Raw genomic sequence first — 26,885 nt, 5'->3', positions numbered from 1 at the left:
ATCTCTCCCTGGATGATGCCTGCAGTGATCAGCGGACAACCCGGATCACGCCACAGGCGATGCGGACGCCGGCATTGCCGGCGGGCTGGCTGCGATAGTCGTCGGCGTTGGCATGCACGACCAGTGCACGTCCGGCGATATCGGTGGCGGCGCCTCCGCCAAGGGTAACGCCCTTGAGGTGGATATCGACGTTGGCGCGGCCCTGGGCGTCGGCACGCAGATTGTCCATGTCGCCCAGGTGGTGCTTGCCGGTGCCGGCGCGGCCATGCGCAGCGCCACCGGGATTGAAGTGATTGCCGGCACTGCTGGCATCCACCGCGCTGCAGTCACCGCGCTCGTGGATGTGGAAACCGGCCTGCTGCATCGGCTGCAGGCCACCGATCAGCCCGGTGATGTGGATGCCACCGGGCTCCACCATCAGCGCGATGCGGCCACTGACGATGCTGGCCGAGGCCGGCGACAGATTGGCCTCGGCCTGCTTGGCGGCGCTGACCACGGTCGGCGGTGGCGGGGTGGGTTCGGCCTTCTTCGGTGCGCTGCCACAGGCAGACAGCAGCACGGCGGCGGACAACGGCAGGATGGCAAAGGACAGACGCATCGAAGACTCCTTGCAGGTGACACTACGGACGGCATCGTCCATGAACGATCAACGGTTCGGCAAGCGGGCGCGAGGATCGCGTGCAGGGACCGTTCAATGGCCCCCGCGACGGCGCCCGGCGCCCAGCTTGCGGGTAAGGGTATTGCGGCCAAGGCCCAGGCGGGCCGCGGCTTCGGCACGGCGGCCATGGGTGATCTGCAGCGCGGCCTCCAGCAGGGCATGGTCGACCCGCTCACGCACCTGCGCGTGCAGCCCTTCCACGCCTTCGGCCAGCTGACGGCGTGCCCATTCGGCCAGCAGCGCCTCCCACTGCCCCGGATCGGCGTTGGTGGTGCTGCTGCGACGACCGCGCGTACGGTTGAGCGCGGTATCGACGTCGGCCACGCCAATGGTGTCAGCGGCGGCCAGCGCCGCCATCCGCCAGCACACGTTTTCCAGTTCGCGCACGTTGCCCGGCCAGTCGTGTTCGCGCAGCGCCTGCAGTGCGGCAGCGGTCAGGCGCTTCGGCGGCGTATCCAACTTGCGTGCGGCGGCGCCCAGGAACGTACTTGCCAGTTGTGCGATGTCCTCGCGACGCTCGCGCAGCGGCGGCAGCTGCAGGCGCACCACGTCCAGGCGATGCAGCAGATCGGCACGGAACTTCCCCTGCGCGACCAGTCCTTCCAGATCCTGGTGGGTGGCGGCAATCACCCGCACGTCGACGCGGATCAACTCGCGGCCACCGACGCGGAAGAACTCGCCCTGTGCCAGCACGCGCAGCAGGCGGGTCTGCAGCGGCAACGGCATGTCGCCGATCTCATCCAGGAACAGGGTGCCGCCGTTGGCCTGCTCGAAGCGACCGATATGGCGGCGCTGGGCACCGGTGAAGGCGCCGGCTTCGTGGCCGAACAACTCGCTTTCCAGCAGCTCGGACGGGATTGCAGCAGTATTGAGCGCGACGAACGGCCCCTGCGCGCGCGGCGATTCGCGATGCAGCGCATTGGCCACCAGCTCCTTGCCGGTGCCGGTTTCGCCGGTGATCAGCACCGCCAGCGGCGCCTGCGCCAGGCGGCCGATGGCACGGAACAGCGCGCGCATCGGCGGGGTATCGCCCACCAGTTGCGGTGGCTGGTCGCCATGCGCTTCCGCCGCAGGTGTGGGCGCCGCCAGTGCCGGTGCAACGGCCGGCAGCACACGCTGCGCCAGCGCCACGGCGTCGTCCAGATCGAACGGCTTGGACAGGAATTCATGCGCGCCACCGCGGAACGCACCGGCCGTGCTGGCCACGTCGGTGTAGGCCGACATCACCACCACCGGCAGCTGCGGCAGCGCGGCCTTGAGCTTGTCCAACAGCACCAGGCCATCGTCACCCGGCATGCGCACATCGGTGAACAGCAGCGCCGGCGGCGGGCCTTCGCTCAACGCCTGCAGGGCGGGGGCGGCGCTGTCGAAATCGACGACCTGGTAGCCCGCCTCGCGCAGCGCGGTGCACAGCACGAAACGCACGGCCCGATCGTCATCGACCACCCAGATGCGCTGCGGGGACGAAGAGGACTCAGACATCGCGTGGGGCCTCCTCGGCCGGGGCGGCGCCGTTGCCGATCGGCAGCAGCAGGGTGAACACGGTATGGCCCGGGCGCGAGCGGTAGGTCAGTGTGCCGCGATGTTCGCGTGCGACCTGCTGGGCCAGCGCCAGGCCCAAGCCAGTGCCTTCGGCTCGGCCACTGACCAGGGGCAGGAACAGGTGCTCGGCCAGTTCCTCGGGCACGCCACGGCCGTCGTCGGCGATCTCCAGGCGCAGCGCCAGCGTGTGCAGCTGCTCGGCGATGCGCACGCCATGCTCCACGCGGGTGCGCAGGGTGATGTTGCCGGCACCGGCCTGGATCGCGTTGCGCACCAGGTTCCACACCGCCTGGGTGAGGCGGTCGGCGTCGCCGTGGAATTCGGGAATGCTGGGGTCGTAGTCGCGCTGCAGGCGTACCGCCCAGCCGGCCTCGTTCTCGGCCAGGCGCAGCACGCGCTCCAGCGCGGCATGGATGTTCAGTTCGGCATGCGGTGCGGCCGGGGCCGGCGACAGCAGCTGGTCGAGCAGGCCGTTGAGGCGCTCGATCTCGGACCCGATCAATTCGATCAGCTCACGTTCGCTGGCATCGCGCTGGGCCGCGCGGCGGGCCAGCAGCTGGGCCGCGCCCTTCAGCCCGGCCAGTGGGTTGCGCAACTCGTGGGCCAGTCCCTTCAGCGCCGCACTGAGCGCACTGGGCAGGGCCTGGGTCGGGTCGAGCCCGGGGAATTCATCGACCGGATGCGCCTCCAGCAGCCAACCGCCATCGTCGCGGCGGCTCATCCAGCCCTCGGCGAAGCGCGGGGCCTCGCCGGGCACCGCCAGCGCCAACCGGTTCAGGCGCAGGCTGTCGCGCTCATCGCGAGCCAGGAAATGGGCCAGTGCTTCGCCCTGCACTTCCAGTGCGGCCAGCGGCCGCCCCAGCAGGCGCCGGACGCTGACGCCCAGCCAGCGGGCGAAGGCCGGGTTGCAGCCGGCAATGCAGCCATCGGCCCCGGCCCAGGCCAACGGCGTGCCCAGGGCATCGAGGGACGGCGGGGGTGCGAGGTCGGACATTGCACCAATGTAGTGCAAAACGCGGGTCCGGGGTCGGATCCCTTTCCGTCAGGAAAGGGCCCTGACCCCTCAGGCCGAATGCGTCGTACGTGGTCGCATAACCCAATTTCCGCAGGCACACGGGATTGCCACACTGCTCCCAGCGTCAATCTTCTGAGCGATCCACCCCATGCGAACCGCCCCCTACCCCGCTCCCGGCGAGATCCTGTTGCATGAATTCCTGGAGCCTCTGGGCATCACCCAATACCGGCTGGCCAAGGCAATTGGCGTCTCACAACGCCGTATCGGCGAGATTGTCTCCGGTGATCGCGCAGTCACTGCGGACACCGGGCTGCGCCTGTCCCGCTACTTCGGCGTTTCCGACAAGTTCTGGATCGGCCTGCAGGCCGACTTCGATGCCGCGATGACCAAGGAAAAGCTGGCCGACGTGCTTGCCCGGATCGAACCCTACAACGCGGCTGCCCGAGCCTTGGCCCGGGGGCAGAGCCCTTTCCCTGCGGAAAGGGACCCGAGCCCGGGCGGGCAGCGTTACACCGGGTAGCCGGTGGCTTCCCGGGCCTTCTTCCAGGCGCTTTCGAATTCGCGCGCGCTGATCTCGTCGTCTTCGTCGAAATCCAGGAACGACACCGGCTGGTCGGCCAGCAGGAAGCGGTCATCGCTGTGGGCATGCTCGTCGGCCCAGACCATCTTGGTGCCGTAGATCTCCACCTGGCGCACGATCTTCTCGCCACGGGCTTCCATCAGCACGTTGCCCTTGCCCAGGCCCGATTCGGCCCAGTGCTTGTAGTACTTCTTTGCGTTGTTGTTCTTGATGTTCTTCATTGCAGGGGTCCTGGCCGCAGGCGCGGCCGGAGAGTTCGGAATGGCGCCATTATCAGGCATCCGGGGTCAGAACCCTTTCCTGCGGAAAGGGATCCGACCCCTGCCGGTTCAGTTCGGCAGCGCCACGCCCTTCGGCCACAGCATCCAGATGTTGCCCTTCTGCTTCATGTCGCCGGCCAGCTTGCCGGCGGCATCGCCACTGCCCCAGTACAGGTCCGCGCGCACTTCGCCGGCAATGGCGCCGCCGGTGTCCTGCGCGGCCACCGGGCGCACCACCGGGGTGCCGTCCGGGCGCGTGGTGGACAGCCACAGCAGGCTACCCAGCGGCACCACGGTGCGATCCACTGCGACGCTGTAGCCGGCGGTGAGCGGCACGTTCAGTGAACCACGCGGGCCTTCCGGGCTGTCCGGGTTGCGCACGAAGAACACGTAGCTGGGGTTGCTGCGCAGCAGTTCCGGCACGCGCGCGGGATTGGCCCGGGCCCAGGCGCGGATCGCATCCATGGTGACGTCTTCCTTCTTCAGCTGGCCCTGGTCGACCAGCCAGCGACCGATCGCGCGGTAGGGGTGGCCGTTCTGCTCGGCGTAGGCCAGCCGCACCTGCTTGCCATCGGCCAGGCGCACCCGGCCGGAGCCTTGGATCTGCAGCAGCTGCAGGTCCATCGGGTCGGTCAGCCAGGCCAGCACCGGGGCGTTGGCGCCCTTGGACGCGATGGTGCCGGCGTCGTCATAGGGCTTGAGCACCTTGCCCTCGACGCGCCCGCGCAGGCGCTTGCCCTTCAGTTCCGGGTAGAGGCTGTCCAGCTGCACCACCACCAGATCATCGGGCGTGCCGTACACCGGTACGGTGGCAGCAGCCGTGCGGGTGAGGCTGCCGGGGTAGATCGGCTCGTAGTAGCCGGTAATCAGCCCGTCGGCCTGGTGGCCGCCGGCACGCAATGCATAGACATCCAGATCGCGCTGCAGGAACTGGCGGATCGCCGCGGGGTCCTTGTCCGAAACCGTCGCGGCGGTGGCGCAGGGTTTGGCCCAGACCGCATCGTTCTTCAGGCGGGTGCAGCTGCTGCGCCAGGCGACGAAACCGGCCTGCAGGTCGCTGTCGGAGACCGGTGGCAGTGCACTCCATGCGGCCTTGGCATAGGTGGCCGCGGGCGGCGTGACCGGCGTCGGCACTGCGGTTCCGGTGCGGGGAGCGGTGGTGGAGCAGCCGGCGAGCACGGCCAGCGCAACAAGGCCCAGGCTCGTGCGGTTCAGGGGGGCAATGATGTCTTTCATTGCCCCAATGTAGAGGAAACAGCACGGTGCCGGACGCGCCGGGTGCCCGGCACCACGCTCTCCCTTCAGCGTCCGCCACTGCCCAGCAGGCCACTGTTGCTGGTGGCGAACACCGGCGGCGGTACGTCCAGCTCGGCATCGTTCACGATGCGACCGGCCAGGAAGTCGACGATGCTGCGGGCAATGGCAGGATTGCCGGTCCACAGCTCGTGGTGATGGCTGGCGTTGCGCACCAGTAGCGAGCGGCCATGGCTGAAGCCTGGACGCAGCGCATCTGCATTGGCCGGTGGCGTGCGCCCATCCAGCGTGCCGCTGATGAACAGCACCGGCACGTCGCTGCGCAGCGGCCCGCGGAAGGATTCGCCCAGATCGGCCAGGCCCAGGCCGTTGCCGATGGCGGGGAACGGGAAGTTCAGGGCGTCGCCGAACAGGCTTTCGCGTGCCTGCGCCTCCACCCGCGCCAGGCGCTGCGGGCTCTGCCCGGAAGCAACGTCCATGGCCAGCCCCATCGCCGGGTACTGGGCGAACTGTGCGCGCACGATCAGCACCAGATCGGCCAGCGGGTCGTAGTTGCCGCGCTCGGCCTCGCGGAGTATCAACGGCAGCCACTGCTGGGTATGCCGCTGGCCAAGAGTATTGGCAATCAGGATCTGCGCATCGAATTCACCGATGGTCACCTGGCGACCGTCATGCATGCGGCTGCGACCCTGTCGCGGCTGCTCACGCAATGCCTGCAGCACGCGCTTTGCCGATCCGGCCAGATCATCGAAGCCGTCCCTGCGGGCCAGTGGCGTCAGTTCCTGTAGCAGCGCATCGCTGCTGAGCGGCAGCTTCAGTGTGTCATCGGGGCCTTCGGTGCCCATCAGCACGACGCGTTCCAGATCTTTGCCGTGCAGGCGCACCGTCGCAAGCGCCAGGTGGGTGCCGTAGCTCATGCCCCACAAGCTGATCCTGGGCACACCCAGTGCGCGCCGCAGATCATCCAGGTCATCGGCACTCTCGGCGGTCGTATAGGCGCCCAGATCGACGCCAGCCTGACGCCAGAATTCCACGCACTTGGCAGCCGTCGCCTGCAATGCGGCCAGGGCCGCATCGCGCTGCAGTGGTTGGCCATCGTCGAAGCGGGTTTCATGCGGACACTCCGGCGGTGGTTCAGACAGACCGGCACCTCGCTGGTCGAGCAGCAGCACGTCGGCTTCGCGTCGGACCTGGTCGAACACCGGCCAGCGCGGGCCGCGCGCGGTATCGATGCCGGAACCACCCGGGCCACCGGCCAGATAAACCACGGGGGCGCTGCGGCCATTGCCACCGGTTGCACGCAGGCGTACCACCTTCAGCCCCATGCGCGGTCCGTCTGGCTCGCTGTGTCGGCGCGGCACCTCCAGCACGGCGATCTCTGCAGGGATGGCGCCATGTGCTTTGGTCTGCAGCGTGTACGGCTCGAACACCAATGCCCTAGGCGTGGCCTGCGCCGGCATGGCCGCAGCGAGCGCCAGACAGAACGTGGCCACCGTGGCGACCAGGGCAGAGCGACGAGGATGGAGACTGCTGGACGATGTGCAGGCGTTGCGGCTCATGGTGGACTCCAAAGGAGGGACGTGCGCGGTCAGCATCGGCTCGATCACAGGGCTGTGGGGGCACCCGCCTGCCGAACGTCTCCAAAAGGCGGTCCAATGGCTCCACGCAACCGATACGATGGCCGCCATGCAGATCCCACGTACCCTGGCTGTTCTTGCTCTGCTGCTTGCGGCGGTGGCCGCATGGCTGGTCGTGTCGACGCCACCCGCCGGCGTGGTGTTCGTGCAGGGGGCGCAGATGGCACCTGCGGACGCCGGGGCATCCAGCCCCCTGCCTGCGCGGCCGCCGCAGGACCTGGCCTGGCGTCCGCTGGATCAGCAGCAGCTGGCGCAGTGGCGCGGCCCGTACTGGCTGCGCTGGCAGGTGCCGGCGCCAACCGGCACCGACGATCATGACCGCACGTTGCGGCTGTCGCTGCGCGCTGCCAGCCAGCTGTACTGGAACGGCACGCCCTGGATCAGCAATGGCGTCGTGGGCCGCACCGCTGAAGAAGAACAACCAGGACGCATCGACCTTGTCCACGTGCTTCCCCCCGCTTCTGGCAATGCCACCGATGAGCTGGTCGTGCTTGCATCCAGCCAGCGACAACATTTCACCCTGCATGGCGCCGACGCGATGGCACTGATCGCGCCCGCAGCTGTGCTGTATGGCCAGATCATCCTGCCATGGCTGGTTGCGGCCTTCGCCATCGGCGCACTGGCGGCAGCCAGCCTGTATTTCCTGGCGGTACTGCGTGGCCAGACCCGCACGCCCGGCGCTCGCCTTCTGCTGGCACTGGGCGTGGTGGGACTGGCGTTGCCTGCAGTGGAAGCGTGGCGCTCCCTGCTGGGGTATGACTACCCGTGGCATGTCCCGCGCCTGATTGCACTGCTGGCATTGCACGTAGCCGCGGCCATGCTCCTGCCAGCCTATCTGGCGCGGCGATTCCAGGTGGCGGTTCCGCGTGCCGGGTGCTTCGTCTATCTGTCCGTGATCGCGGTGCTCGCCATCGTCCTGCCTGGCTTTGACACCCGCTCGGCCACGGTGCTGTTGTTGAGCCTGCTCGCTTCAGTGTGGCTGCTGTTGCGTGCGCGCAGCGACACAGAGGATCGATGGCCGATCCTGGTCCTGCTGCTGGCCGGCCTGCTGGCGTTGCTGGTCGCGCGCGGCGCTTTCCTTGATGGGCCGTACTTCCTGCTGCTGGCGGTGCTGATGGTGTTCCTGCTGCTGCGTCATGCGGCACAGCTGCAGGCACTGGACCGGCACAATGCGTTGCTGCGTGAAGAGCGCGCACGGCTTTCATTGCAGCTGTTGCAGCGAGGCATCCAGCCACATTGGCTGATGAACACCCTCACAAGTCTGCAGGAACTGATCGAGCAGGCACCTTCACGTGCCAGCCGCCTGGTGGAGTCGTTGGCCGATCAGTTCGATCGGCTGCGTGACAGCAGCAGCCGGCAGAGCATTCCGTTGCAGGACGAGCTGGCCCTGTGCCGCAGCCACCTGGACATCGTTGGCCAGGCACTGGGCCAGCCCCTGGTGCTGGACGTGGATGGCGAGGATGCGCCGCTGATGCTGCCGCCCGGCATCCTGCATGCACAGGTGGAAAACGCGCTGACGCATGCCGGTGCGCTGGCATGCGCGCAGCACCCGTTCCGTCTGCGCGTGCAGCGCGGCGGTGGACGCTGGGTGCTGGAACTGCACAGCGCGCACGGCTCGTCCTCGCATCGCGGTCGCGGCACGGGCACGCGCTACATCGAAGCCAGTCTGGCGGCCGCCAGCCCCGGCGGATGGAGCTTCGTGCAAGGCATCGACGGCAACCAATGGTGCGGACGGATCGAACTGACATGCGCATCCTGATCGTTGAAGACGAACCGCTGATACGCCAACGCCTGCAGCGGCTGTGCGCCGAGCTGGCAGGAACGCGCGCACGCTTCGATGCCGTGGCCGATCTGGAGGCAGCCGGCGACCGCCTGCAGCGCAATGTCTACGACGGCCTGCTGCTGGACCTCAACCTTGGGGGCGAGGACGGTTTCGAACTGCTGCGGCGTGCGGTAGCCGGCCGCTACCAGTGCGTAGTGGTGTCGGCCCACCGTGATCGTGCGCTGCAGGCATTTGAACACGGCGTGCTCGACTTCGTTCCCAAGCCCTTTTCGCGCGAACGCCTTGGTCAGGCGCTGGAACGCTTGTTCGATACCGGCGGTATGCGTTCAGGCCGGGCGCGCTACCTGGGCATCTGGCGTGCGCAGGGAACGGCAACCGTCGAGCTCTCGGAAGTGATGTGGATCGCGGCAGATGGCGACTACAGCCAGGTGCGCATGCGCGATGGCCGCAGCGAACTGCATGACAAATCCCTGACTGCACTGGCCTCAGTACTGCCTCAGGATTTCGTGCGCTGCCATCGCTCGCACCTGGTCAACCTGCGGCACGTGCGTACGTTGCATGCCGGTTCCGGCAGCCGCTACTGGCTGGTGCTGAGCGACGGTAGCGAGCTGGTTGTTGGCCGCGCGCACATCGTGGCGCTACGCGATGCGTTGGGACTGGGGTGATCGCCAGAGGATGCCACGCACGGCCTGGCACTACCGGGGAGCGGGAGCCGCATGGAGATGCCTGCGCTGGAACGCGCCAGGCATGGTTCACGGCGTCTGCAGCAGCAGGGAATGCAGGATGCGGGCGTCTTCGGCATCCAGTGTCTTCGGCAGGTCGTCGCGGCCACGGAAACGGCGGTGGAAGGCTGCGACGGTGGCGTCCCGGTTGTCGAGCGGATAGCCAAAGCGGGCCAGCGCACTCCACGCGTCAAAGCCTTCCGGTGCCGCACCGTCGGCCGCGCGCGGCCAGACGCCGAAACCGGCCTCGGCCAGCTGCTGCCACGGGAAGAACCGGCTCGGATCCTGCTTGCGCGTCGGCGCCAGGTCGGCGTGGCCAATCACCTGCCGCGGCGGAATGTTCAGGCGGGCGGTGAGATCGCGCAGCAGCACAATCAGCGATTCGATCTGCGCCGCACTGAACGGGCTGCGGCCATCGTTGTCGAGCTCGATGCCGATCGATGCCGAGTTGAGGTCGGTGATGGTGCCCCAACGCCCGGCGCCGGCGTGCCAGGCGCGGCGCTCATCGGCAACCAGCTGATAGCGATGGCCATCGGCACCGATCAGGTAGTGCGCGCTGACCGGTCCACCGCTGTTGGCCGTGCGCAACGTACGCAGGCTCTGCTGCACCGATTTCTGTTCGGTGTGGTGAATGACGATGATGACGGGCGTGCGCGCGTTCTGGTTGGGTGACGGCACCCAGGTGGCGAGCGGGTTGTGGGTTTCCTGCGGCGCGGAGGCACAGGCGGCCAGCAGCAGGCAGGCCGAGAGCATCAGGGCGGTGCGGATCGGGTGCATGGCCCGATTGTGCGCGATCAGGCGCGATGATGCATGCCGCCGTGCCGAGCAAGCTTGGCACCCACCAGAGAGGATGCGGTAGATCCACGCCATGCGTGGATGGTCTACCCGCTGTGCCGACCAACGGTCGGCACCCACCAGAGCAGGAGCAGTGCCAGGCAAGCCTGGCACCCACCAAATGCAAAGGCGGCCCCACAGGGCCGCCCGCCATGCATCAGGCCTCGTACGCGGACTCGCCGTGCGAGGTCACATCCAGGCCGGTGCGCTCTGCTTCCTCGGTCACGCGCAGGCCGACCACGCTGCGCACCACCAGCAGGATCAGCGTGGTCACTACCGCCGACCAGACCACGGTCAAGCCGACGCTGACCACCTGCACCCAGACCTGATGGGCGATATCCAGATCGGCCTTGGTGCCGCCCAGCGACTGCGCGCTGAACACACCGGTGAGAATCGCGCCGACGATGCCGCCGACACCATGCACACCGAACACGTCGGCGGTGTCGTCCACCTTCAGCAGGCGCTTCAAACCAGTCACACCCCACACGCAGACCACGCCGGCGACGAAACCGATGATGATCGCGCCGAGCGGGCCGACGGTGCCGCAGGCCGGGGTGATGCCGACCAGGCCGGCCACTGCGCCCGAGGCCGCGCCCAGTGCCGACGGCTTGCCCTTGCTGATCGCTTCCACCAGCGTCCAGCCGAGCACCGCTGCGGCGGTGGCCAGCACGGTATTGAGGAAGGCCAGCGAGGCCACGGTATCGGCGGCGGCGGCGGAACCGGCATTGAAGCCGAACCAGCCCACCCACAGCAGCATCGCGCCGATGTAGGTGAACGGTACGTTGTGCGGCTTCAGCGCGGTCTGGCCGTAGCCCAGGCGCTTGCCGACAAACCAGGCAGCCACTAGGCCGGCAACGCCCGCATTGATGTGGACCACGGTGCCACCGGCGAAATCGATCGCGCCCATCTCACCCAGGTAGCCGCCACCCCAGACGATGTGCGCCATCGGGATGTAGCTGAGGGTGAACCACAGCGCCGAGAACAGCAGCACCGCACGGAACTTGATGCGCTCGGCGAACGCGCCGACGATCAGCGCGGTGGTGATGCCAGCAAACGTCGACTGGAAGGCGACGAACAGGTAGTCCGGCAGGCCCTTGATCGGGGTGTTGCCGACCGACTCCGGAGTGAAGCCCTTGAGGAAGGCGAATTCGGTGAACGAGCCGAAGAACGGGTTGCCCGTGCTGAACACCGCGCTGTAGCCATAGGCCACCCACAGCAGCAGCACCAGCGAGAACACCACCAGGATCTGGCTGAGCACCGACAGCACGTTCTTCGAACGCACGAGGCCGCCATAGAACAAGGCCAGGCCCGGCACCACCATCAGCAGCACCAGCAGGGTGGACGTCAGCATCCAGGCCACGTCGCCATGGTCGTAGGTCGCGGCGGCTTCAGCCGCGGCCGGTGCGGCGGCCGGAGCGACCGGGTCCTGCAGTGGTTCGACCGCCACGCTTTCGCTCGGCAGCGGCGAGATCTGGGCCTGAGCGTGGGCACTGCCCGGCCACGCACCGGCGGCCAGCGCGCTGAGCAGCATCAACAGGCACACGAAGTGGAACCGGGCTTGCCACCCGGTGAGAAGGCGCATCTTCATGGGGGAGTCTCCGGAAAGGGGTTACAGCGCGTCGGCACCGATTTCGCCGGTGCGGATGCGGATGACCTGTTCGACGGCGGTGACGAAGATCTTGCCGTCACCGATCTTGCCGGTGCCTGCCGACGACTGGATCGCTTCGATCACCGCGTCGGCACGCTCGTCGGTGACCACGGTTTCGATCTTGATCTTGGGCAGGAAGTCGACGACGTACTCGGCGCCGCGATACAGCTCGGTGTGGCCCTTCTGGCGGCCGAAGCCTTTCACTTCGGTCACGGTGATGCCCGACACGCCTGCGTCGGAGAGGGCCTCGCGGACCTCGTCGAGCTTGAACGGCCGGATGATGGCGGAGATCAGTTTCATGCGCATGTCCCGAGGGTGGATGGGGCCAGCGCGCCAGCGCGCGTTGGCATCAGGCAACCAGCGGCCATCAGGATGATGGCCGTGGCTGTTGCACCGGACACGTACAGGGCCGGGACGGCCGTGCCTCTCTCCTTGCACGACCGACGCGGGAGGGAGGGCGGCCCTGGTCGCGTATCCGGTCTCTCTTGCCCCTGTTTCAGCGGACTAACAGTCCGCTCTACTGCAGCGGGCCAGCGGCCCGCTCTACCACGGCGGGCCAGCGGCCCACTCTGCCACGGCGGGTCGGGGTCCGCTCTACCACGGCGGACCGGGGCCCGCCCTGCGGCTCCCCAGCCGCGAAGACGGAAGCGATGGCGGCGGGTGGGAGGGGGAAGCCCACCGCCATCGCCACCGGTCAGCTGGCGTAGTACAGCTGGTATTCCAGCGGGTGGGTGGCCGCGCGGAACTTGGTCACTTCCTGCATCTTCAGCGCGATGTAGCCGTCGATGAAGTCATCGCTCATCACGCCGCCGGCCTTCAGGAACTCGCGGTCCTTGTCCAGCGCTTCCAGCGCCTGGTCCAGCGAGGAGCAGACCTGCGGGATCAGCTTCTCTTCTTCCGGCGGCAGGTCGTACAGGTCCTTGTCGCTCGGTGCGCCCGGGTCGATCTGGTTCTTGATGCCGTCCAGGCCGGCCATCATCAGCGCGGTGAAGGTGAGGTAGCCGGACTGGATCGGATCCGGGAAGCGCATTTCGATGCGGCGTGCCTTCGGGTTGGACACCCACGGAATGCGGCACGAAGCCGAACGGTTGCGGGCCGAGTAGGCCAGCATCACCGGTGCTTCGTAGCCCGGCACCAGGCGCTTGTAGCTGTTGGTGCCCGAGTTGGCGAAGGCGTTGATGGCCTTGGCGTGCTTGAAGATGCCGCCGATGTACCACAGCGCCAGCTGGCTCAGGCCGCCGTAGCCGTCACCGGAGAACAGGTTGGTGCCGCCCTTGGACAGCGACTGGTGCACGTGCATGCCGCTGCCGTTGTCGCCGACGATCGGCTTGGGCATGAAGGTGACGGTCTTGCCGTTGCGGTGCGCGACGTTCTTGATCACGTACTTCATGCGCAGCAGTTCGTCGGCCTTCTGCACCAGGGTGCTGAACTTGGTGCCGATTTCGCACTGGCCGGCGGTGGCCACTTCGTGGTGCTGCACTTCCACTTCGATGCCGACCTGTTCCAGGGTCTTGCACATCTCGGCGCGCAGGTCGTGCAGGGTGTCGGTCGGCGGCACCGGGAAGTAACCGCCCTTCACGCCCGGACGGTAGCCGCTGTTGGCGCCGTCGTACTTGGCGCCGCTGTTCCACGCCGCTTCTTCCGAGTCGACCTGGAAGAAGGTGTGGCCCATTTCATTGGCGAAGCGGACCGAATCGAAGATGAAGAATTCCGGCTCCGGGCCGAAGAACGCGGTTTCGGCGATGCCGGAGGACTTCAGGTAGGCCTCGGCGCGCTTGGCGATGCCGCGCGGGCAACGGCCATACGGCTGCATGGTGGCCGGATCGAGGATGTCGCAGCTGATCACGATGGTCGGATCGGCGTAGAACGGGTCGACGTAGGCGCTGGCGGTATCCGGCAGCAGCACCATGTCCGATTCGGCGATGCCCTTCCAGCCGGCGATCGAGCTGCCATCGAACATCTTGCCTTCTTCGAACAGCGACGGCTCGACGATGCTGACCGGGAAGGTCACGTGCTGCTCGACACCACGCATGTCGACAAAGCGCAGGTCGACGAACTCGATCTGGTTGTCCTTGATCAGCTTCTCAACGTTTTCCACGGACATCGGTACGACCTCGGATGGGGATGAATGCCTGCTGAGGTACAGCAACGACCGTGCCAACTTTTCGCAGGCTGCAAGTCATTGATTTCAAAAAGGCCGCCCCGCAGCGGTGCAGAACCGTGCGCACCAAATGGGTGCAGCCGACAGCGGACGCACCCGTTTGGTGCGGCAGTGATCGTCTATCCTCTCGACCTTCTTCCTTCCTGCCGCGCGTGCCCGCACCGTCCATGTCCGACCTGCTCTCCGCCCTGTTGCTGGGCATCCTCGAAGGCTTGACCGAGTTCCTGCCGATCTCCAGCACCGGCCACCTGCTCATCGCCCAGCACTGGCTGGGTGCCCGTTCGGACTTCTTCAACATCGTCATCCAGGCCGGCGCGATCGTGGCGGTGGTACTGGTGTTCCGCCAGCGCCTGCTGCAGTTGGCCACCGGTTTCGGGCAGCGCGAGAACCGCGAGTACGTTTTCAAGCTGGGCGCGGCCTTCCTGGTCACCGCCGTGGTCGGCCTGGTGGTGCGCAAAGCCGGCTGGTCGCTGCCCGAGACGGTCAGCCCGGTGGCCTGGGCACTGATCATCGGTGGCATCTGGATGCTGCTGGTGGAGGCCTACACCGCGCGCCTGCCCGACCGCGACCAGGTGACCTGGACCGTGGCGATCGGCGTCGGCCTGGCGCAGGTGGTGGCCGGCGTGTTCCCCGGCACCTCGCGTTCGGCCTCGGCGATCTTCCTGGCCATGCTGCTGGGCCTGAGCCGCCGCGCGGCCGCCGCCGAGTTCGTGTTCCTGGTTGGCATTCCCACCATGTTCGCCGCCAGCGCCTACACCTTCCTGGAAATGGCCAAGGCCGGACAGCTGGGCAGCGAGAACTGGACCGAGGTGGGCGTGGCCTTCCTTGCCGCGGCCGTCACCGGCTTCGTCGTAGTGAAGTGGCTGATGGGCTACATCAAATCGCACAGGTTCACCGCGTTCGCGCTTTACCGAATCGCGCTGGGCGCCGCGCTGCTGCTGTGGTTGCCGTCCGGCAGCTGAACAGCGCCGGGGCACGGTAACCCCGTTGCCGGCCCCACCCCGTTTCCCCCACGGTTCCCCAAGGAGAATCACCATGAACCGCAAGCTCACCCTGCTCCTCCCGCTGGCCCTGCTGGCCGCCTGCAGCCAGACCCCGGCCCCGGCCGGCACCGGCGGCGACGACGTGGCCCCGGCCGCGGCCAAGGCAGCAGACCAGCAGACGCTGGCGCACCTGGACGCGCAGCGCCTGCAGAGCCAGCACTGGCTGCTGCAGCAGGCCACTGCCGCCGACGGCAAGCGCATCGACGCGCTGTTCGCCCGCGAAGACAAGCCGGTCACCCTGGACTTCGCTGATGGCCGCCTGTCGGTCAGCAACGCCTGCAACCACATGGGTGGCGGCTACACCCTGGCCGACGGCAAGCTGACGGTCAGTGCGATGGCCTCGACCATGATGGCCTGCACCGACAAGGCGCTGATGGCGCTGGACGAGGCCGTGTCGAGCCGCCTGCAGGGCGAGCTGAAGGCCGAGCAGGATGCCGATGGCAAGCTGACCCTGACCAACGCGAAGGGCGACGTGCTGGTGTTCAACCCGGAACCGACCGCTGAAACCCGCTACGGCGGCGCCGGCGAAACCGTATTCCTGGAAGTGGCCGCCAAGACCGAGAAGTGCTCGCACCCGCTGATCCCGGACTACCAGTGCCTGCAGGTGCGTGAAGTGAAGTTCGACGACAAGGGCCTGAAGCAGGGTGAGCCGGGCAAGTTCGAGAACTTCTACGGCAACATCGAGGGTTACACCCACGAGGACGGCGTGCGCAACGTGGTGCGCGTGAAGCGCTACGAAGTGAAGAACCCGCCGGCCGATGCGCCGTCGCAGGCGTACGTGCTGGACATGGTGGTCGAGTCGGCCATCGAGAAGAAGTAAGACGACAGAAGGGCGGCCGCGAGGTCGCCCTTCTTCGTGGTGGGTAGAGCCGGCCGCTGGCCGGCTGCCCCTTTTCATGGTGGCTCGACACTACAGAAGCAAAGCCGGCCAGCGGCCGGCTCTCCCCCATCGCGCCGCTCAGCCCAGCGCCGGGTTCAACGTGTAGGTGCCATGCAGTGCGGCTTCGGCCAGCACGTGGCCGTGCATGGCGCGATATGCGTCGGCGGCAGTGAAGCGCGCCGGAAGCGCCAGCGAGGCCACATCCAGCGCGAACACGCGGAAGAAATAGCGGTGCACGCGTTCGTCGTTGAACGGCGGATACGGGCCGTCATAGCCCAGGTAATCGCCGGCCATGTCCGGGTTGCCCGCAAACCAGCCGGTGAAGTCATTCAGGCCCTGGCGGCTGCCCGCCGGGCCAGCCGGTGCGGTCTTGCCCTTCACCACGAAGCCATCGCTGCAGCTGCCGGCGGCGATCTCCTGCACCGAGGCCGGAATATCGACCATCACCCAGTGCACGAAGTCGCAGCGCGGCTGGTCGCGCGGCACGGTCATGTCGCTGCGGCCGACCGTTTCCGCAACGGTCGGCACATCCGGGTCCACGCACACCAGCAGGAACGAACGCGTGCCTTCCGGTGCGCCGTTCCAGGCCAGGTGCGGATTGCGGTCCGGCGCGAAGCCGGTGGCATCGCCGGCGGCGAACGCGCGGTCGATCGGCGCGCCGTTGGTCAGGCTGTGGCTGCTCACTTGCATCGGCTTCTCCTTACTCTTCCGGGTAACCCAGGCGCACCGCAATCGGGGTGAGCTTGGCAAAGGCGGCGCTCATCACGTCGCGGTAGTTGCGCCAGTGGCCCGGCGGGAAGCGCGGTGCGCCCAGCTGTGCGGCCGGCGGCATCTGCCGCTCGAACAGGCGTCCCAGCAGCTCGGCCATCGCGTGCGGATCATTGCCGATCTGGTCGATGCGCAGCAGCACGTGCGGATACAGTTCTTCCTCATGCAGGGTGGCAACCTGCGCCAGCCCGCGCGCCAGCCATTCGCTGGCTTCAGCCAGCGAGGTCATCGCCAGCGGAGCGGCAGCGCCGTAGGCCACCCAGTCCAGCAGCATGTCGCGCGGGTCACGCAGCACGAGCACCAGTCGTCCCTGCGGCAGCTGCGGGCGCAGCGCCCACAGCAGGGCGTTGTCCCACCACAGCAGCCAGTCGATGACGGCATCGCCCTGCAGGCCACGCGCCGGCAGCTGCTCGCGCCAGCGCTGCACCAGCCGCTCCGGGGTCAGCACGCCGGAGGCGAGGTCCTGCAGCGTGTGGTAGTTCTGGAAGGCATCATCCGGCGGATTGCTGGTGTAGCGGTCGCTGCGCAGCACCGGGCTGGCGGCCGCCAGGCCGGTCGCAACCCGCTCCACACCCGAACCCGGCGCACCCCACAGGAAGATCGGCGCGGAGCTGGCATCACTGTCGATCTCGCCCTTCTCCGGCCAGCTCGGCGGCGCCTTGGCCTGTGGCGGAAGCGGCAGGCGCTGCGGTGCCTGGTCGGCCTGCAGCGCCATCCACGTCTGCAGCGCCTGTTCCGGCTGGCCAGCGCGGTCCTGGATTTCACCCAGCCAGGTACGCAGGTCGGCGCGATGGCTGTCCGGCGCCCTGTCGATCAGCGCCTGCACGCGCGCGATCGCGGCGACCGGATCACGCTGCAGCAGGCCTTCGACCAGGCGTGTTTCGCCACTGACGCGGCCCGGTTCGAGGCTGACGATACGTTCGGCGATGGCTTCGGCCTGTTCGTGTTCGCCCACCATGTCATGCAGGCGCAGGCGTGCTTCCAGTGCCGGCAGATGACCCGGCATCGCGTCCATCCAGCGCTCCACGGTCGCCGCGGCGGTCGGGCTGCCGACTTCTTCCACGGCCAGGCGTGCCAGCCACAGGTCGTGCAGCTGCGGATGCTGTTCCAGGGCAGTGTCCAGGCGCGCGCGGGCCTCGTCTTCGCGGCCCAGGCGCTGCCAGGACATCAGCAGCAGCTGCAGCACCTGGCGGTCGTCGGGGATCGATTCCAGCAACGGCAGCAGATGGTCCAGCGCCTGCAGCGGCTGGCCGCCGCGCAGCGACAGTTCACCGGCCAGGCGACGCATCGACGGCGTATCCATGCCTTCCTGCTGAAGCGCGATCTGCATCGCTTCGGCAGCCGCCTCCAGGTTGCCCTGGCGCAGCGCCAACTGCACTACCAGGCCATGCAGCGAGCTGATGGCCGGGTTCAGTTCCAGCACGCGGCGGAACGCCTGCTCGGCGAAGGCAAGCATGTCCTTGCCCAGGTAGGCGAAGCCCAGTGCGTACAGCACGCGGGTGTCGTTGGGCTGCGCCTGGTTGGCCGCCGACAGCAGCGTCAGCGCACGATCCGGGTCGTCGCGGCGCAGCGCGATCATGCCGTCGATGGTCAGCAGTTCCGGGTGGTCCGGCTCTACGCGCGAGGCCAGCGTGGACAGGCGCTGGGCTTCATCGAAGTCGTTGCGGCCGATCGCCAGGTGCGCCTGCATCAGATAGGCGGCGAAGGAATTCGGGTCAAGCCCGGTGGTACGTGCCAGCGCTTCGTCAGCGCGCTGATACTGGCGCAGGGCGAGCAGCAGGCCAGCGTGCTGCAGGTGCAGCTGGGCATCATCGGGGGCCAGCTGCAACGCCTGCTGCAGCGCCTCCATCGCATCCTCGGCCTTGCCCTGCTGCTGCAGCGCAAGCGCCAGCCAGCGGTGGGCTTCGGCCTGGCCGGGTTCATCACGGGTCCACGCCTGGGCCAGCTGCACGGCCTGGTCGGCCTGGTTCTGGCGCAACGCTTGGATGATCTGGTCTTGCATGGCGGTCCGGTTCAAGTGCAAACCCGCATTGTAGCGGTCCACGCACCGGTGCCGGTTCAGCCCGCCAGCACCCGCTGCAGGCGCTGCGCCACCCAGCGCTCGGAGAAGCCGTCGCCGCGCCAGTTTTCGATGAACCCGCAGTGGCCGCCCCAGCAGGCGGTTTCCAGGCGCGCCTGGCCCGGCAGCTGCCAGTTGCTGAAGGTCGCGTACGGAATCACCGGGTCATCCTGCGCCATCAGGATGTCGGCCGGTACCTGCAGGGACGACAGGCGGTCGCCGGCGATCGAGTAGCCGTCGAAATAGGCCTGCAGCGAACCGAAGCTGGTGTGGCGCTCGACCAGCCAGGCGGTCAGCGCGCGGATGTCCAGCTTCAGCACGCGGTCGTCGCAGTCGCTCAGCTCGGGGAACAGATCGCGCTTGCGGCGCAGCGAGCCGGCCCACTTGCGGCGGAAGTACCAGTCGTACATCGCCGGGCCGTTCTCGATGCTCTCCATCGTCAGCGCCGGGTCCAGCACCGGGCACACCGAGGCGACGCGCAGCAGCGGCACGCCGGCCGCCGGCGCGCGCAGGGCCAGGCGCAGCACGAAGTTGCCACCCAGCGAATAACCGGCGGCCACCAGCGGCAGCTGCGGCCAGCGCTGGGCGATATCGCCCGCGGCGTGCACCACTTCATCGATGAGATTGGAGTGGAAGATGCCGGGGTTCAGGTGATGGGTGTTGCCGTGGTCGCGGAAGTTCAGCCGCACCACGTCGAAGCCCTGCTCGATCATGCGCGCGGCGGCCATGCGCATGTAGCTGGATTCGGCACTGCCTTCCCAGCCATGCAGCAGCAGCGCGATGCCCTTGGGCTCGCGGCCTTCGACATGGCTGTGCCAGCCCTGCAGGCGCACGCCATCACCACCATCGAGGATCAGCTCTTCGCTGACCGCACCGGTGGCGGCCAGCAGCAGCAGGCCGCGCTGCAGGCGCATGCGGCTGGAGCTGAGCATCGACTGCAGGTGCGGATTGCGCAGCCAGCGCGGCGGCTGGTAGTCAGTCGCATGCAACGTCGGTGTACCGGCGTCCAGGACGGGTGGCGGGACCAGGGCCACCGTGCCCTCAGCCGGTGCTCATGGCCGCCACGATGCGCGCGCGCGAGGTTTCCGCGATGCGTCGACGGCCTTCCAGGTCCTGGGTACCGATCGGCTCCAGGAAATGCACTTCGGTATGCCGCGCCGGCTCACCCAGCAGGCGCAGGAAATTGGCGGCGAAACTCTCGCCCGGGCCGAATGCCACGATGGTCTGTGCGTCACCCTTGAACCCATAGACCAGCGCCACAGGCTGCACCGGAACACCGGTTTCGACCGCGGCCTGGAAGATGCGGGCATGGAACGGCCCCACTTCATGACCACCGCGGGTGCGCCCTTCCGGGAACACGCCTACTGCCTTGCCGGCACGCAGGCGATCGGCCATCACCTGCATCACGCCACCGAGCGATTCGGTATTGCCGCGCTGGTGGAAGATGGTCTGCCCGCGCGCGGCGAGCCAACCGACCAGCGGCCAGCTGGCGATTTCGCGCTTGGCGACGAAGCCCATCATGCGCTGGCTGTGCAGGATGGAGATGTCGACCCAGCTGACGTGGTTGGCGACGAACAGCACGGCACCGGGCAAGGGCTGGCCCACCCGTGACAGGCGGAAGCCGAAGATCCACATCAGGCCGCCCTGCCACCAGTTCACCACCTTCGCCCCGAAGGTATCCTCGCCCACGCGCAGCTCGCCCCACGGCGGGAGCATGCCGATCAGGATCAGCGGCAGGAACACGATGATGTGGACCAACAGCAGCGGTACGCGGTACAGGTAACGGCACACACGCGCCACGCCGCCACGGGGGGCCGGAGTGGGGGAAGTCATCCGCGCACGATACCGGAGCGCCGCAGCAGCTGCCAGCCGATTTAGGCCATAACCGCCATTGACCGGGGCAATCGGCGGGGAACGCTGGGTTCTGCCGCCGTCAACACGCCCGCCGGGGGCTCAACCGTGGCCGGCGGCCACCACCGCCAGGGTCAGCCGAGAGATGCACACCAGCCGGCCCTGCTCGTCTTCGATGCGGATCTCCCACAGCTGGGTGCTGCGGCCGACGTGCAGCGCGCGGGCGGTGCCGGTGACCGTGCCCGAGCGCACGGCGCGCACGTGGTTGGCGTTGATTTCCAGGCCCACGCAGATCTGCTTGCCGGTATCCACGCACAGGTTGCCGGCGCTGCTGCCCAGGGTCTCGGCCAGCACCACCGAGGCGCCGCCGTGCAGGATGCCGTACGGCTGCCGGGTGCGCTCATCCACCGGCATGGTGGCCTGCAGCCAGTCTTCGCCCGCAGCGCTGAAGACGATGCCGAGGGATTCGATCGCCGTGTTGCGGCTGAGCGCGTTGAGCTGCTCGATGGAAACGGCTTCGCGGAATACCTGGGTCATGCGGGCACCTTCAGAGGATGGGAACGAGGCCGGCGCCGAATGCAGTCAGCATGCGCACCAGCAGCCACTTCGGGCCGACGTTGACTTCGGGGAAGTCGCCGACGGCGACGTAGCAGTTGTGGAACGCCGGGTCCTGCCGTGGCAGCGGCTGCGGGCAGTCCGGACCGGGCTTGAACTCGTAGTCGGTGGCGTAGCGCCACGGCCAGAAGTCGAGGATCGGCAGCGCTTCGGAGGCTTTGCCGACGCTGTAGTTCAGGCCCGACAGCACTGGCGGCTTGGCCCGCGGCGCCACTGTCCACGAGTTCTGCGGATGGGTATCGCGCAGGATGCTCTCGGCCAGCTGCTCGGCAAACACCGGATCGTCGATGATCACCGCGCCTTCGGTGTTGTAGTTCTCGCTGCGCGGATCGAAGTTGTGGGTGCCGACCACGCCGATGCGGCGATCGACCACCAGCGACTTGGCGTGCAGGCCCATGCGGGCGCCCTTGCGGGTGACCGGCAACGGCTTGTTGACCGCCTTGCTGCCCAGGAACGACGGACGCGTCTCGGTGCGCAGCAGGCGCGTTTCCACCTCGCTGCCGGCGGCGCGGCGACGTTCGCGCGCGTTCTGGTAGGCACTGCCGGTACGCGGATGATGCACCGCCACCTGCTTGCGGGGCGCGGCCAGATCCCCGTCGCTGCCACCACCGGCATTGCTGCCAGCGGCGCTGCCGCCGATCAGCGGATTGCGCCCACCGTCGTCGTCGCCTCCGGGCGCGGCGATCGGGTCGGGCAGCAGATTGCGGTAGTCGACCGGTGCATCCAGCGGGAACGGCTTGTATTCGAAGATGTTGAAGCCCAGTTCGCGCATGTTGCGCCGCTTGTACTTGTACGACAGCGCATACACGATCGGGTTGTCGGTGGCCGCCAGGCTGTTGCTGGACACCACCACGCGCGGCGGCTGCGGGCGCTTGCGCAGCTCGCGGAACAGCTTCTGCGCCGGCTTGGACAGCACCAGGTACGGCGTCTGCAGGATCACTTCCTTCTGCGCGCCGGCGATCAGTGCATCCAGCTGCGGCTCGGTCACATGCTGGCCGGCCAGCGGGGCATCGGCCTTCTCGCGGCGGTGCTTGCGCGGCAGGTCGGCGACGTAGCGCACCGAGGCCACCGGCAGCGCGGTATCCACGAAGGAACGGGTGACGAACTCCATGTCATTGGCTTCAGCGCTGACCCGCTGCACCCGCTCCGGGCGGCGGAACGTGGCGGGCGGCAGCACCGGCACGCCTTCGCGCAGCAGGGTGCGGCCCACGTCATTCAGGCGCTCGGCCGGCACGCTGCGCTTGGCGCGCCAGAACGCATCGAAGTTGGCCGCCATCGCCCGCGCTTCCGGGCCGGCGATCATGACGTCGCGATCGCGGAAGTTGTACTCGCGATCCCAGTCGTAATAGTCGTCCTGGTAGTTGCGGCCGCCGACCACGCCGATCGCATCGTCGATCACCAGCAGCTTGTTGTGCATGCGCTGGTTGAAGCGACGGAAGCAGCACAGCACGCTGCCGGCGTAATCGAAGTAGTTCAGCCGGGCCTTGCCGAAGGTCGGGTTGTAGACCCGCAGCTGGAAGTTCTGGTGGGCGCCGGACAATGCGCCGAGGATCTGCAGGTCGGAGATCGCCGAGAGCTGGTCGATCAGCACCCGCACCTTCACCCCGCGCCGCGACGCGGCCAGCAGTTCGTCGATGACCAGCCGCGCGCTGTCGTCCTTGTCGAAGATGTAGGTCTGCAGGTCGATGCTGCGGGTGGCACTGCGCAGCAGGTTCAGGCGCGCCACCAGGGCGCCCTCCCCCTCGTCCAGCAGGGTGGCGTAGTGGCGCGGCTGCTCCGGGGTGGATTCGGTGAACGCCCGGCCGGCCAACGCCCGCAGCGGCGAATCCTGTGCGCAGCGGTCGGCGCGCTGGCAGTCGACCTGGATCGAGCGCGCCTGCACGGCGATCGCTTCGGCGCGGTCGCGCTCGGCATTGGACAGCGATGCACAACCGCTGCCCAGCAACACGGTTGCCAGCGCCAGTACACGCAGCAGGAGGTTCACGGTTTCGGCGCCTCGCTCAGGCGCGCTCGCAATACGAAGGTCACTCGGTCACTCAAGGCAAGCTGCCAGCTGTCCATTCCATACCGGCCTCGCTGCACGGTACCGCGGCTGACGACGTCGCAATCATAGCCGGGTCGGGCGCAATCCGCTTTCTCGACCTTCAGTGTCTCGGGGTGGCTGATCCCGCGCAGGGTCAGCCGCCCGTTGATGTCGCCCCCGTCTTCCACGGTCTCCGGCCAGTACGGCAGCGAGTCGAACTCGACCACCGGGTGGCGGCCTGCGTCGAAGAACTCCTCGCCACGCATCCAGCCGGTGTAGCGCGCCTTGCCGGGGATCTCGACCGAGCGCGTGAACATCTTCAGGTGCACCTGGTGGCGGCCGTCGGAGAGGATCTCGATGCGACCCTCGAAGTGCGGGAACAGGCCTTCGATGCGCTGCCCGAAGCGGGTGCGCACCTCGAAACCGATCTGCGAGCGCTGGGTATCCAGGTGCAGGACCCGGTGCGCTTCAGCGACCACCGGCGGCAAGGGCGTTGGCGGTGGCGCGGCAGCCCAGGCCGCGCCGGAAGCCAGCAGCACGGGCAGCAGAAAGCGGCTGCGCCGCGCCAGGGTCATTGGATCACGGCCACCAGAACGCGTTCAGGCTGGCCACGCCCGGCTCGATCGAGGCCTCGCGCGGGAAGCCGAGCACGGCAATGCCGGCCGGCGGCATGCCGCGATAGTCGCTGCTGGTGCCTTCCGTCATCAACGCCACCAGGCGCTCCAGGCCGGGGTTGTGGCCGACGATCAGCACCCGGTCGAGGTCACGGCGGTCGTCCACCAGCGCCGCCAGGGTGCCGGGGGTGGCCTCGTAGATGCGGTCTTCCAGGCGCTTCTCGACATAGCCGATGGTGCCGAGCACGGCTTCCAGGGTCTCGCGGGTGCGCCGCGCCGGTGAGCACAGCACGCAGTCCGGCAGCAGGTTGTTCTCCTTCAGCCACTTGCCGGCGGCTTCGGCTTCGGCGAGCCCCACCGGCGACAACGGCCGGTCGAGGTCGGCCTGGCCGGGGGTAGCCGGTTCGGCATGGGCATGGCGCAGCAGGATCAGTTCACGCATCGCGGGTTTCCATGAAGAAGAGGATGCAGCAGAAAGAGTGACGCAGGCATCAAAGCTTCAGCCAGGACAGCAGCGGCTCCCAGTCGGCCTGGTGCTCGCGCACCTGGGCCGAGCGGTAGTCGAACAGGCTGCGGCCCAGGCCGGTCATGACCACATAGCTCTGGCTGTCGCGCAGCTGCGCGACCACCGGGTACGGCCATTCACCCAGCATCTGCAGCGCCTGCTGCGAGGTCTGGGTCCATGGTTTGGTACGGTTGAGCACCAGCCCCACCGGCAGCTTGCGGCTGTGCACGCGCGGGTTCTGGGCCAGGCTGTTGAGGAAGCCGACGATCGCTTCGATGTCCAGCGCCGAGGGCAGCACCGGTACCACCACCGCGTCGGCAGCGTCGAGGAAATGGGGAATATCGTCAGCCAGGGCACCGGCCGGCGCATCGATGATGACGGTGTCGGTGCCGTCGGGCAGCTTCTGCGCCCACTGCTTCTTCCGGTACACGTCGATGGGGAGCACCGCGCTTTCCAGCCCGGCACGGCGTTGTGCCCAGCGGGTGCTGGAACCCTGCGGGTCGGCATCGGCAATCACCGTGGCCTTGCCCTGCAATGCCGCGTACGCGGCCAGGTGGGTGGCGACGGTGGTCTTGCCCACCCCGCCCTTGGAACCGGCCACCAGGATCGTCTTCATGCCAGCCTCGCTTCCGGGTACGTGCCCCGAGCGTACACCGGTGATGGTGACGGGAGGTAGCGTCGTGCTGAACCAGCGGCCATCGCCTTTGCTATCGTGGCGCCCCCGAAGGATCGAACCGGCATGAGCGAACTGCAGGATCTGAGCGCGTTGATCCGCGCCAATACCCCACTGATCGTCATCGAGACCCAGGACGAGGGTCGCATCGTCGAGCTGTTCCGGCAGACGCTGATGCACGTATGGCGGGCGCTGCACCGCTGGTCGATCACCGAGGGCCTGCGCCGGATCGACCTGGACAGCGAGGACCCGCCGGTCGGGCCACCCGATGCCAGCGCGGCCCTGCAGATGATCCGCCAAGCCGACCAGCGCGGCGTCTACCTGCTGCTCGATTTCCATCCCTACCTGGGCTATGCCAGCCACCAGCGCGCCCTTCGCGACCTGATCCAGCGCCGCCACAGCGAGCCGCATGTGCTGGTGCTGATCGGTGCCAAGGTGGAACTGCCGGCCGAGCTGGAAGCACTGGCCGTGCGCTTCAACCCGCGCCTGCCCGATGCCAATGCCCTGCTGAAGATGCTGCGCGAGGAGGCCGACGCCTATGCGCGCGAGCATGGCGGCCGCCGGGTTGAAGTCGACAGCGAGGCGGTGAAGAAAATCCTGAAGAACCTGCAGGGCTTGAGCCTGGTCGATGCCCGGCGCATCGCGCGCCAGCTGATCTACGCCGATGGCGCACTGCGCGACGACGACCTGCCACAGCTGGCGCGGCTGAAGTTCGAGCTGCTCAACCGCAGCGGCCACCTGTTCTTCGAACATGACAGCGCGCGCTTCGGCGATGTGGCCGGTGCCAACCGGCTCAAGCGCTGGATCAACCAGCGGCGGGTGGCGTTCATTGCCGGCTCCGCCCCGGCCGGGCTGGACCCGCCGCGCGGCATGCTGCTGCTGGGCGTACAGGGCTGTGGCAAGTCGATGCTGGCCAAGGCCACCGCCGCCGGCTTCGGCGTGCCCCTGCTGCGCCTGGACGTGGGCGCGCTGTACAACAAGTACCACGGCGAGACCGAAGCCAACCTGCGCCAGGCACTGGCCTCGGCCGAGCAGCTGGCGCCGTGCGTGCTGTGGATGGATGAGATCGAGAAGGGCCTGGCCAGCGGAGGCGAGGACGGCGGCGTGTCACGCCGCGTGCTCGGTTACCTGCTGACCTGGATGGCCGAACGCAAAGCGCCGGTGTTCATCGTCGCCACCGCCAACCAGGTGCACGAGCTGCCCGCCGAGCTGCTGCGCAAGGGCCGCTTCGACGAGATCTTCTTCGTCGATCTGCCCTCGCCCGACGTGCGCGTGGAACTGCTGCGGCTGCACCTGGGCCGGCGCCAGCTCAACGCCGACGACTTCGCACTGCCCGCGCTGGCGGCGGCCGCCAATGGTTTTTCCGGCGCCGAGATCGAGCAGGCGATCGTGGCTGGCCTGTATGCGGCGCATGCCGAGGGCCGGCCGCTGGACACCGAGCTGCTGATGACCGAGATCCGCGCCACCCGACCGCTGTCGGTGCTGATGGCAGAGCAGGTAGAAGCACTGCGTGCGTGGGCGTCGGGGCGGACGGTTTCCGCGGACGACTGAGGGGTTTCCAGCGAACGGCGCAGCCCCTCGTGGCGGCTGGTTGACTGTGAACATCAAAAGCCGCGCTTGGCCGGGCGGGATGGATTCGCGGGGGACGCCGTCAACCCGTCCATGGGGGCTTGGCCGCGGCATCCATGCCGCGGACACCCCCGCGAACCCACCCCGCCCGGCCTCTGACAATTTCCGAGTGCGTCCGCCACGGAAAAGAA

At 68.0% G+C, this 26,885-nt stretch carries 24 protein-coding genes and 1 pseudogene; 6 read left to right on the top strand and 19 right to left on the bottom strand.

Annotated features, from left to right (window positions below; genetic code table 11):
- Nucleotides 1–28: 28 nt before the first annotated feature.
- The 3 genes from ACSYAO_RS00595 to ACSYAO_RS00585 form a co-directional block, all read right to left on the bottom strand.
- Nucleotides 29–598, bottom strand: coding sequence for a superoxide dismutase family protein (locus ACSYAO_RS00595; protein WP_014035519.1), 570 nt, complete (start codon nt 596–598; stop codon nt 29–31).
- 93 nt (nt 599–691) lie between these two features.
- The gene (gene ntrC / locus ACSYAO_RS00590) at nt 692–2,140 is read right to left on the bottom strand and encodes a nitrogen regulation protein NR(I) (RefSeq protein WP_049462225.1); all 1,449 of its coding nucleotides are present in this window, start codon (nt 2,138–2,140) and stop codon (nt 692–694) included.
- On the bottom strand, nt 2,133–3,194 hold the full coding sequence (locus ACSYAO_RS00585; protein ID WP_049462239.1) for a two-component system sensor histidine kinase NtrB: 1,062 nt from the start codon (nt 3,192–3,194) through the stop codon (nt 2,133–2,135). The genes ntrC and ACSYAO_RS00585 overlap by 8 nt, the downstream gene beginning before the upstream one ends.
- 169 nt (nt 3,195–3,363) lie before the next feature.
- Here ACSYAO_RS00585 and ACSYAO_RS00580 point away from each other — a divergent pair.
- A pseudogene (locus ACSYAO_RS00580) lies at nt 3,364–3,639 on the top strand (HigA family addiction module antitoxin); the annotation flags it as partial.
- Nucleotides 3,640–3,722: 83 nt separating this feature from the next.
- Here ACSYAO_RS00580 and ACSYAO_RS00575 read toward each other — a convergent pair.
- The 3 genes from ACSYAO_RS00575 to ACSYAO_RS00565 form a co-directional block, all read right to left on the bottom strand.
- A complete protein-coding gene (locus ACSYAO_RS00575; protein ID WP_014035514.1) occupies nt 3,723–4,016 on the bottom strand; it encodes a hypothetical protein in 294 nt (97 codons plus the stop codon).
- 108 nt (nt 4,017–4,124) lie between these two features.
- A complete protein-coding gene (gene mltA, locus ACSYAO_RS00570; protein ID WP_049462227.1) occupies nt 4,125–5,291 on the bottom strand; it encodes a murein transglycosylase A in 1,167 nt (388 codons plus the stop codon).
- Between the two features lie 65 nt (nt 5,292–5,356).
- Nucleotides 5,357–6,868: an alpha/beta hydrolase gene (locus tag ACSYAO_RS00565; RefSeq protein ID WP_049462228.1), complete on the bottom strand. Its 1,512-nt coding sequence runs from the start codon at nt 6,866–6,868 to the stop codon at nt 5,357–5,359.
- A gap of 127 nt (nt 6,869–6,995) precedes the next feature.
- Here ACSYAO_RS00565 and ACSYAO_RS00560 point away from each other — a divergent pair, with 127 nt between their 5' ends.
- Nucleotides 6,996–8,705 (top strand): histidine kinase, encoded by a 1,710-nt coding sequence (locus ACSYAO_RS00560; RefSeq protein WP_049462241.1) that lies wholly within the window; start codon nt 6,996–6,998, stop codon nt 8,703–8,705.
- Nucleotides 8,693–9,394, top strand: coding sequence for a LytR/AlgR family response regulator transcription factor (locus tag ACSYAO_RS00555; RefSeq protein WP_049462229.1), 702 nt, complete (start codon nt 8,693–8,695; stop codon nt 9,392–9,394). The genes ACSYAO_RS00560 and ACSYAO_RS00555 overlap by 13 nt, the downstream gene beginning before the upstream one ends.
- Before the next feature lie 87 nt (nt 9,395–9,481).
- Here the strand turns inward: ACSYAO_RS00555 and ACSYAO_RS00550 are convergent, their stop codons facing one another.
- The 4 genes from ACSYAO_RS00550 to glnA form a co-directional block, all read right to left on the bottom strand.
- Nucleotides 9,482–10,228 carry an N-acetylmuramoyl-L-alanine amidase gene (locus ACSYAO_RS00550; RefSeq protein WP_049462230.1) on the bottom strand — a complete coding sequence of 249 codons (747 nt, stop codon included), beginning with the start codon at nt 10,226–10,228 and terminating at the stop codon, nt 9,482–9,484.
- 214 nt (nt 10,229–10,442) lie between these two features.
- A complete protein-coding gene (locus ACSYAO_RS00545; RefSeq protein WP_049462231.1) occupies nt 10,443–11,873 on the bottom strand; it encodes an ammonium transporter in 1,431 nt (476 codons plus the stop codon).
- Between the two features lie 21 nt (nt 11,874–11,894).
- The gene (locus ACSYAO_RS00540; RefSeq protein WP_004134334.1) at nt 11,895–12,233 is read right to left on the bottom strand and encodes a P-II family nitrogen regulator; all 339 of its coding nucleotides are present in this window, start codon (nt 12,231–12,233) and stop codon (nt 11,895–11,897) included.
- Nucleotides 12,234–12,627: 394 nt separating this feature from the next.
- Nucleotides 12,628–14,037, bottom strand: coding sequence for a type I glutamate--ammonia ligase (gene glnA / locus ACSYAO_RS00535; RefSeq protein ID WP_004153533.1), 1,410 nt, complete (start codon nt 14,035–14,037; stop codon nt 12,628–12,630).
- 224 nt (nt 14,038–14,261) lie between these two features.
- Here glnA and ACSYAO_RS00530 point away from each other — a divergent pair, with 224 nt between their 5' ends.
- Both ACSYAO_RS00530 and ACSYAO_RS00525 read left to right on the top strand, forming a co-directional pair.
- Nucleotides 14,262–15,056: an undecaprenyl-diphosphate phosphatase gene (locus tag ACSYAO_RS00530; protein ID WP_032130149.1), complete on the top strand. Its 795-nt coding sequence runs from the start codon at nt 14,262–14,264 to the stop codon at nt 15,054–15,056.
- A 73-nt stretch (nt 15,057–15,129) separates the two neighbouring features.
- Nucleotides 15,130–15,957 carry an META and DUF4377 domain-containing protein gene (locus tag ACSYAO_RS00525; protein WP_012509681.1) on the top strand — a complete coding sequence of 276 codons (828 nt, stop codon included), beginning with the start codon at nt 15,130–15,132 and terminating at the stop codon, nt 15,955–15,957.
- Between the two features lie 138 nt (nt 15,958–16,095).
- Here ACSYAO_RS00525 and ACSYAO_RS00520 read toward each other — a convergent pair whose 3' ends face one another.
- From ACSYAO_RS00520 to ACSYAO_RS00480, 9 genes are all read right to left on the bottom strand, one after another.
- The gene (locus ACSYAO_RS00520; RefSeq protein ID WP_049462232.1) at nt 16,096–16,707 is read right to left on the bottom strand and encodes a YbhB/YbcL family Raf kinase inhibitor-like protein; all 612 of its coding nucleotides are present in this window, start codon (nt 16,705–16,707) and stop codon (nt 16,096–16,098) included.
- Nucleotides 16,708–16,717: 10 nt separating this feature from the next.
- Nucleotides 16,718–18,787 (bottom strand): tetratricopeptide repeat protein, encoded by a 2,070-nt coding sequence (locus ACSYAO_RS00515; protein ID WP_049462233.1) that lies wholly within the window; start codon nt 18,785–18,787, stop codon nt 16,718–16,720.
- A gap of 56 nt (nt 18,788–18,843) precedes the next feature.
- A complete protein-coding gene (locus tag ACSYAO_RS00510) occupies nt 18,844–19,833 on the bottom strand; it encodes a YheT family hydrolase (RefSeq protein ID WP_049462242.1) in 990 nt (329 codons plus the stop codon).
- Nucleotides 19,834–19,885: 52 nt separating this feature from the next.
- Nucleotides 19,886–20,677, bottom strand: a complete 792-nt coding sequence (locus ACSYAO_RS00505) for a lysophospholipid acyltransferase family protein (protein ID WP_049398187.1) — start codon at nt 20,675–20,677, stop codon at nt 19,886–19,888.
- 120 nt (nt 20,678–20,797) lie between these two features.
- On the bottom strand, nt 20,798–21,232 hold the full coding sequence (locus tag ACSYAO_RS00500) for a hotdog fold thioesterase (protein ID WP_032128719.1): 435 nt from the start codon (nt 21,230–21,232) through the stop codon (nt 20,798–20,800).
- A gap of 10 nt (nt 21,233–21,242) precedes the next feature.
- On the bottom strand, nt 21,243–23,294 hold the full coding sequence (locus ACSYAO_RS00495; protein ID WP_049462234.1) for a phospholipase D family protein: 2,052 nt from the start codon (nt 23,292–23,294) through the stop codon (nt 21,243–21,245).
- Nucleotides 23,291–23,908 (bottom strand): YceI family protein, encoded by a 618-nt coding sequence (locus ACSYAO_RS00490; protein WP_049462235.1) that lies wholly within the window; start codon nt 23,906–23,908, stop codon nt 23,291–23,293. The genes ACSYAO_RS00495 and ACSYAO_RS00490 overlap by 4 nt, the downstream gene beginning before the upstream one ends.
- 4 nt (nt 23,909–23,912) lie before the next feature.
- The gene (locus tag ACSYAO_RS00485; RefSeq protein ID WP_005407539.1) at nt 23,913–24,389 is read right to left on the bottom strand and encodes a SixA phosphatase family protein; all 477 of its coding nucleotides are present in this window, start codon (nt 24,387–24,389) and stop codon (nt 23,913–23,915) included.
- A 49-nt stretch (nt 24,390–24,438) separates the two neighbouring features.
- Entirely contained in the window at nt 24,439–25,068 is a 630-nt protein-coding gene (locus tag ACSYAO_RS00480; protein WP_010487235.1) for a ParA family protein, read from the bottom strand.
- Nucleotides 25,069–25,191: 123 nt separating this feature from the next.
- Here ACSYAO_RS00480 and ACSYAO_RS00475 point away from each other — a divergent pair, with 123 nt between their 5' ends.
- Nucleotides 25,192–26,676, top strand: coding sequence for an AAA family ATPase (locus ACSYAO_RS00475; protein ID WP_049398189.1), 1,485 nt, complete (start codon nt 25,192–25,194; stop codon nt 26,674–26,676).
- Nucleotides 26,677–26,885 lie beyond the last annotated feature (209 nt).

The organism is Stenotrophomonas sp. STK16_22 (genome assembly GCF_051984505.1).
GTDB classification, from domain to species: domain Bacteria; phylum Pseudomonadota; class Gammaproteobacteria; order Xanthomonadales; family Xanthomonadaceae; genus Stenotrophomonas; species Stenotrophomonas maltophilia_A.
This window is presented reverse-complemented; position numbering and strand designations above follow the sequence as displayed.

What these genes read in the sequence shown, in the direction of transcription:
- ACSYAO_RS00555 (WP_049462229.1), top strand. Translation starts at nt 8,693, where the DNA reads ATGCGCATCCTGATCGTTGAAGACGAACCGCTGATACGCCAACGCCTG.
- ACSYAO_RS00520 (WP_049462232.1), bottom strand. Translation starts at nt 16,707, where the DNA reads ATGCAAGTGAGCAGCCACAGCCTGACCAACGGCGCGCCGATCGACCGC.
- ACSYAO_RS00505 (WP_049398187.1), bottom strand. Translation starts at nt 20,677, where the DNA reads ATGACTTCCCCCACTCCGGCCCCCCGTGGCGGCGTGGCGCGTGTGTGC.
- ACSYAO_RS00540 (WP_004134334.1), bottom strand. Translation starts at nt 12,233, where the DNA reads ATGAAACTGATCTCCGCCATCATCCGGCCGTTCAAGCTCGACGAGGTC.
- ACSYAO_RS00575 (WP_014035514.1), bottom strand. Translation starts at nt 4,016, where the DNA reads ATGAAGAACATCAAGAACAACAACGCAAAGAAGTACTACAAGCACTGG.
- ACSYAO_RS00485 (WP_005407539.1), bottom strand. Translation starts at nt 24,389, where the DNA reads ATGCGTGAACTGATCCTGCTGCGCCATGCCCATGCCGAACCGGCTACC.
- ACSYAO_RS00515 (WP_049462233.1), bottom strand. Translation starts at nt 18,787, where the DNA reads ATGCAAGACCAGATCATCCAAGCGTTGCGCCAGAACCAGGCCGACCAG.
- ACSYAO_RS00545 (WP_049462231.1), bottom strand. Translation starts at nt 11,873, where the DNA reads ATGAAGATGCGCCTTCTCACCGGGTGGCAAGCCCGGTTCCACTTCGTG.
- ACSYAO_RS00585 (WP_049462239.1), bottom strand. Translation starts at nt 3,194, where the DNA reads ATGTCCGACCTCGCACCCCCGCCGTCCCTCGATGCCCTGGGCACGCCG.
- ACSYAO_RS00565 (WP_049462228.1), bottom strand. Translation starts at nt 6,868, where the DNA reads ATGAGCCGCAACGCCTGCACATCGTCCAGCAGTCTCCATCCTCGTCGC.
- ACSYAO_RS00475 (WP_049398189.1), top strand. Translation starts at nt 25,192, where the DNA reads ATGAGCGAACTGCAGGATCTGAGCGCGTTGATCCGCGCCAATACCCCA.
- ACSYAO_RS00500 (WP_032128719.1), bottom strand. Translation starts at nt 21,232, where the DNA reads ATGACCCAGGTATTCCGCGAAGCCGTTTCCATCGAGCAGCTCAACGCG.
- ACSYAO_RS00530 (WP_032130149.1), top strand. Translation starts at nt 14,262, where the DNA reads ATGTCCGACCTGCTCTCCGCCCTGTTGCTGGGCATCCTCGAAGGCTTG.
- ACSYAO_RS00550 (WP_049462230.1), bottom strand. Translation starts at nt 10,228, where the DNA reads ATGCACCCGATCCGCACCGCCCTGATGCTCTCGGCCTGCCTGCTGCTG.
- mltA (WP_049462227.1), bottom strand. Translation starts at nt 5,291, where the DNA reads ATGAAAGACATCATTGCCCCCCTGAACCGCACGAGCCTGGGCCTTGTT.
- ntrC (WP_049462225.1), bottom strand. Translation starts at nt 2,140, where the DNA reads ATGTCTGAGTCCTCTTCGTCCCCGCAGCGCATCTGGGTGGTCGATGAC.
- ACSYAO_RS00480 (WP_010487235.1), bottom strand. Translation starts at nt 25,068, where the DNA reads ATGAAGACGATCCTGGTGGCCGGTTCCAAGGGCGGGGTGGGCAAGACC.
- glnA (WP_004153533.1), bottom strand. Translation starts at nt 14,037, where the DNA reads ATGTCCGTGGAAAACGTTGAGAAGCTGATCAAGGACAACCAGATCGAG.
- ACSYAO_RS00595 (WP_014035519.1), bottom strand. Translation starts at nt 598, where the DNA reads ATGCGTCTGTCCTTTGCCATCCTGCCGTTGTCCGCCGCCGTGCTGCTG.
- ACSYAO_RS00525 (WP_012509681.1), top strand. Translation starts at nt 15,130, where the DNA reads ATGAACCGCAAGCTCACCCTGCTCCTCCCGCTGGCCCTGCTGGCCGCC.
- ACSYAO_RS00560 (WP_049462241.1), top strand. Translation starts at nt 6,996, where the DNA reads ATGCAGATCCCACGTACCCTGGCTGTTCTTGCTCTGCTGCTTGCGGCG.
- ACSYAO_RS00490 (WP_049462235.1), bottom strand. Translation starts at nt 23,908, where the DNA reads ATGACCCTGGCGCGGCGCAGCCGCTTTCTGCTGCCCGTGCTGCTGGCT.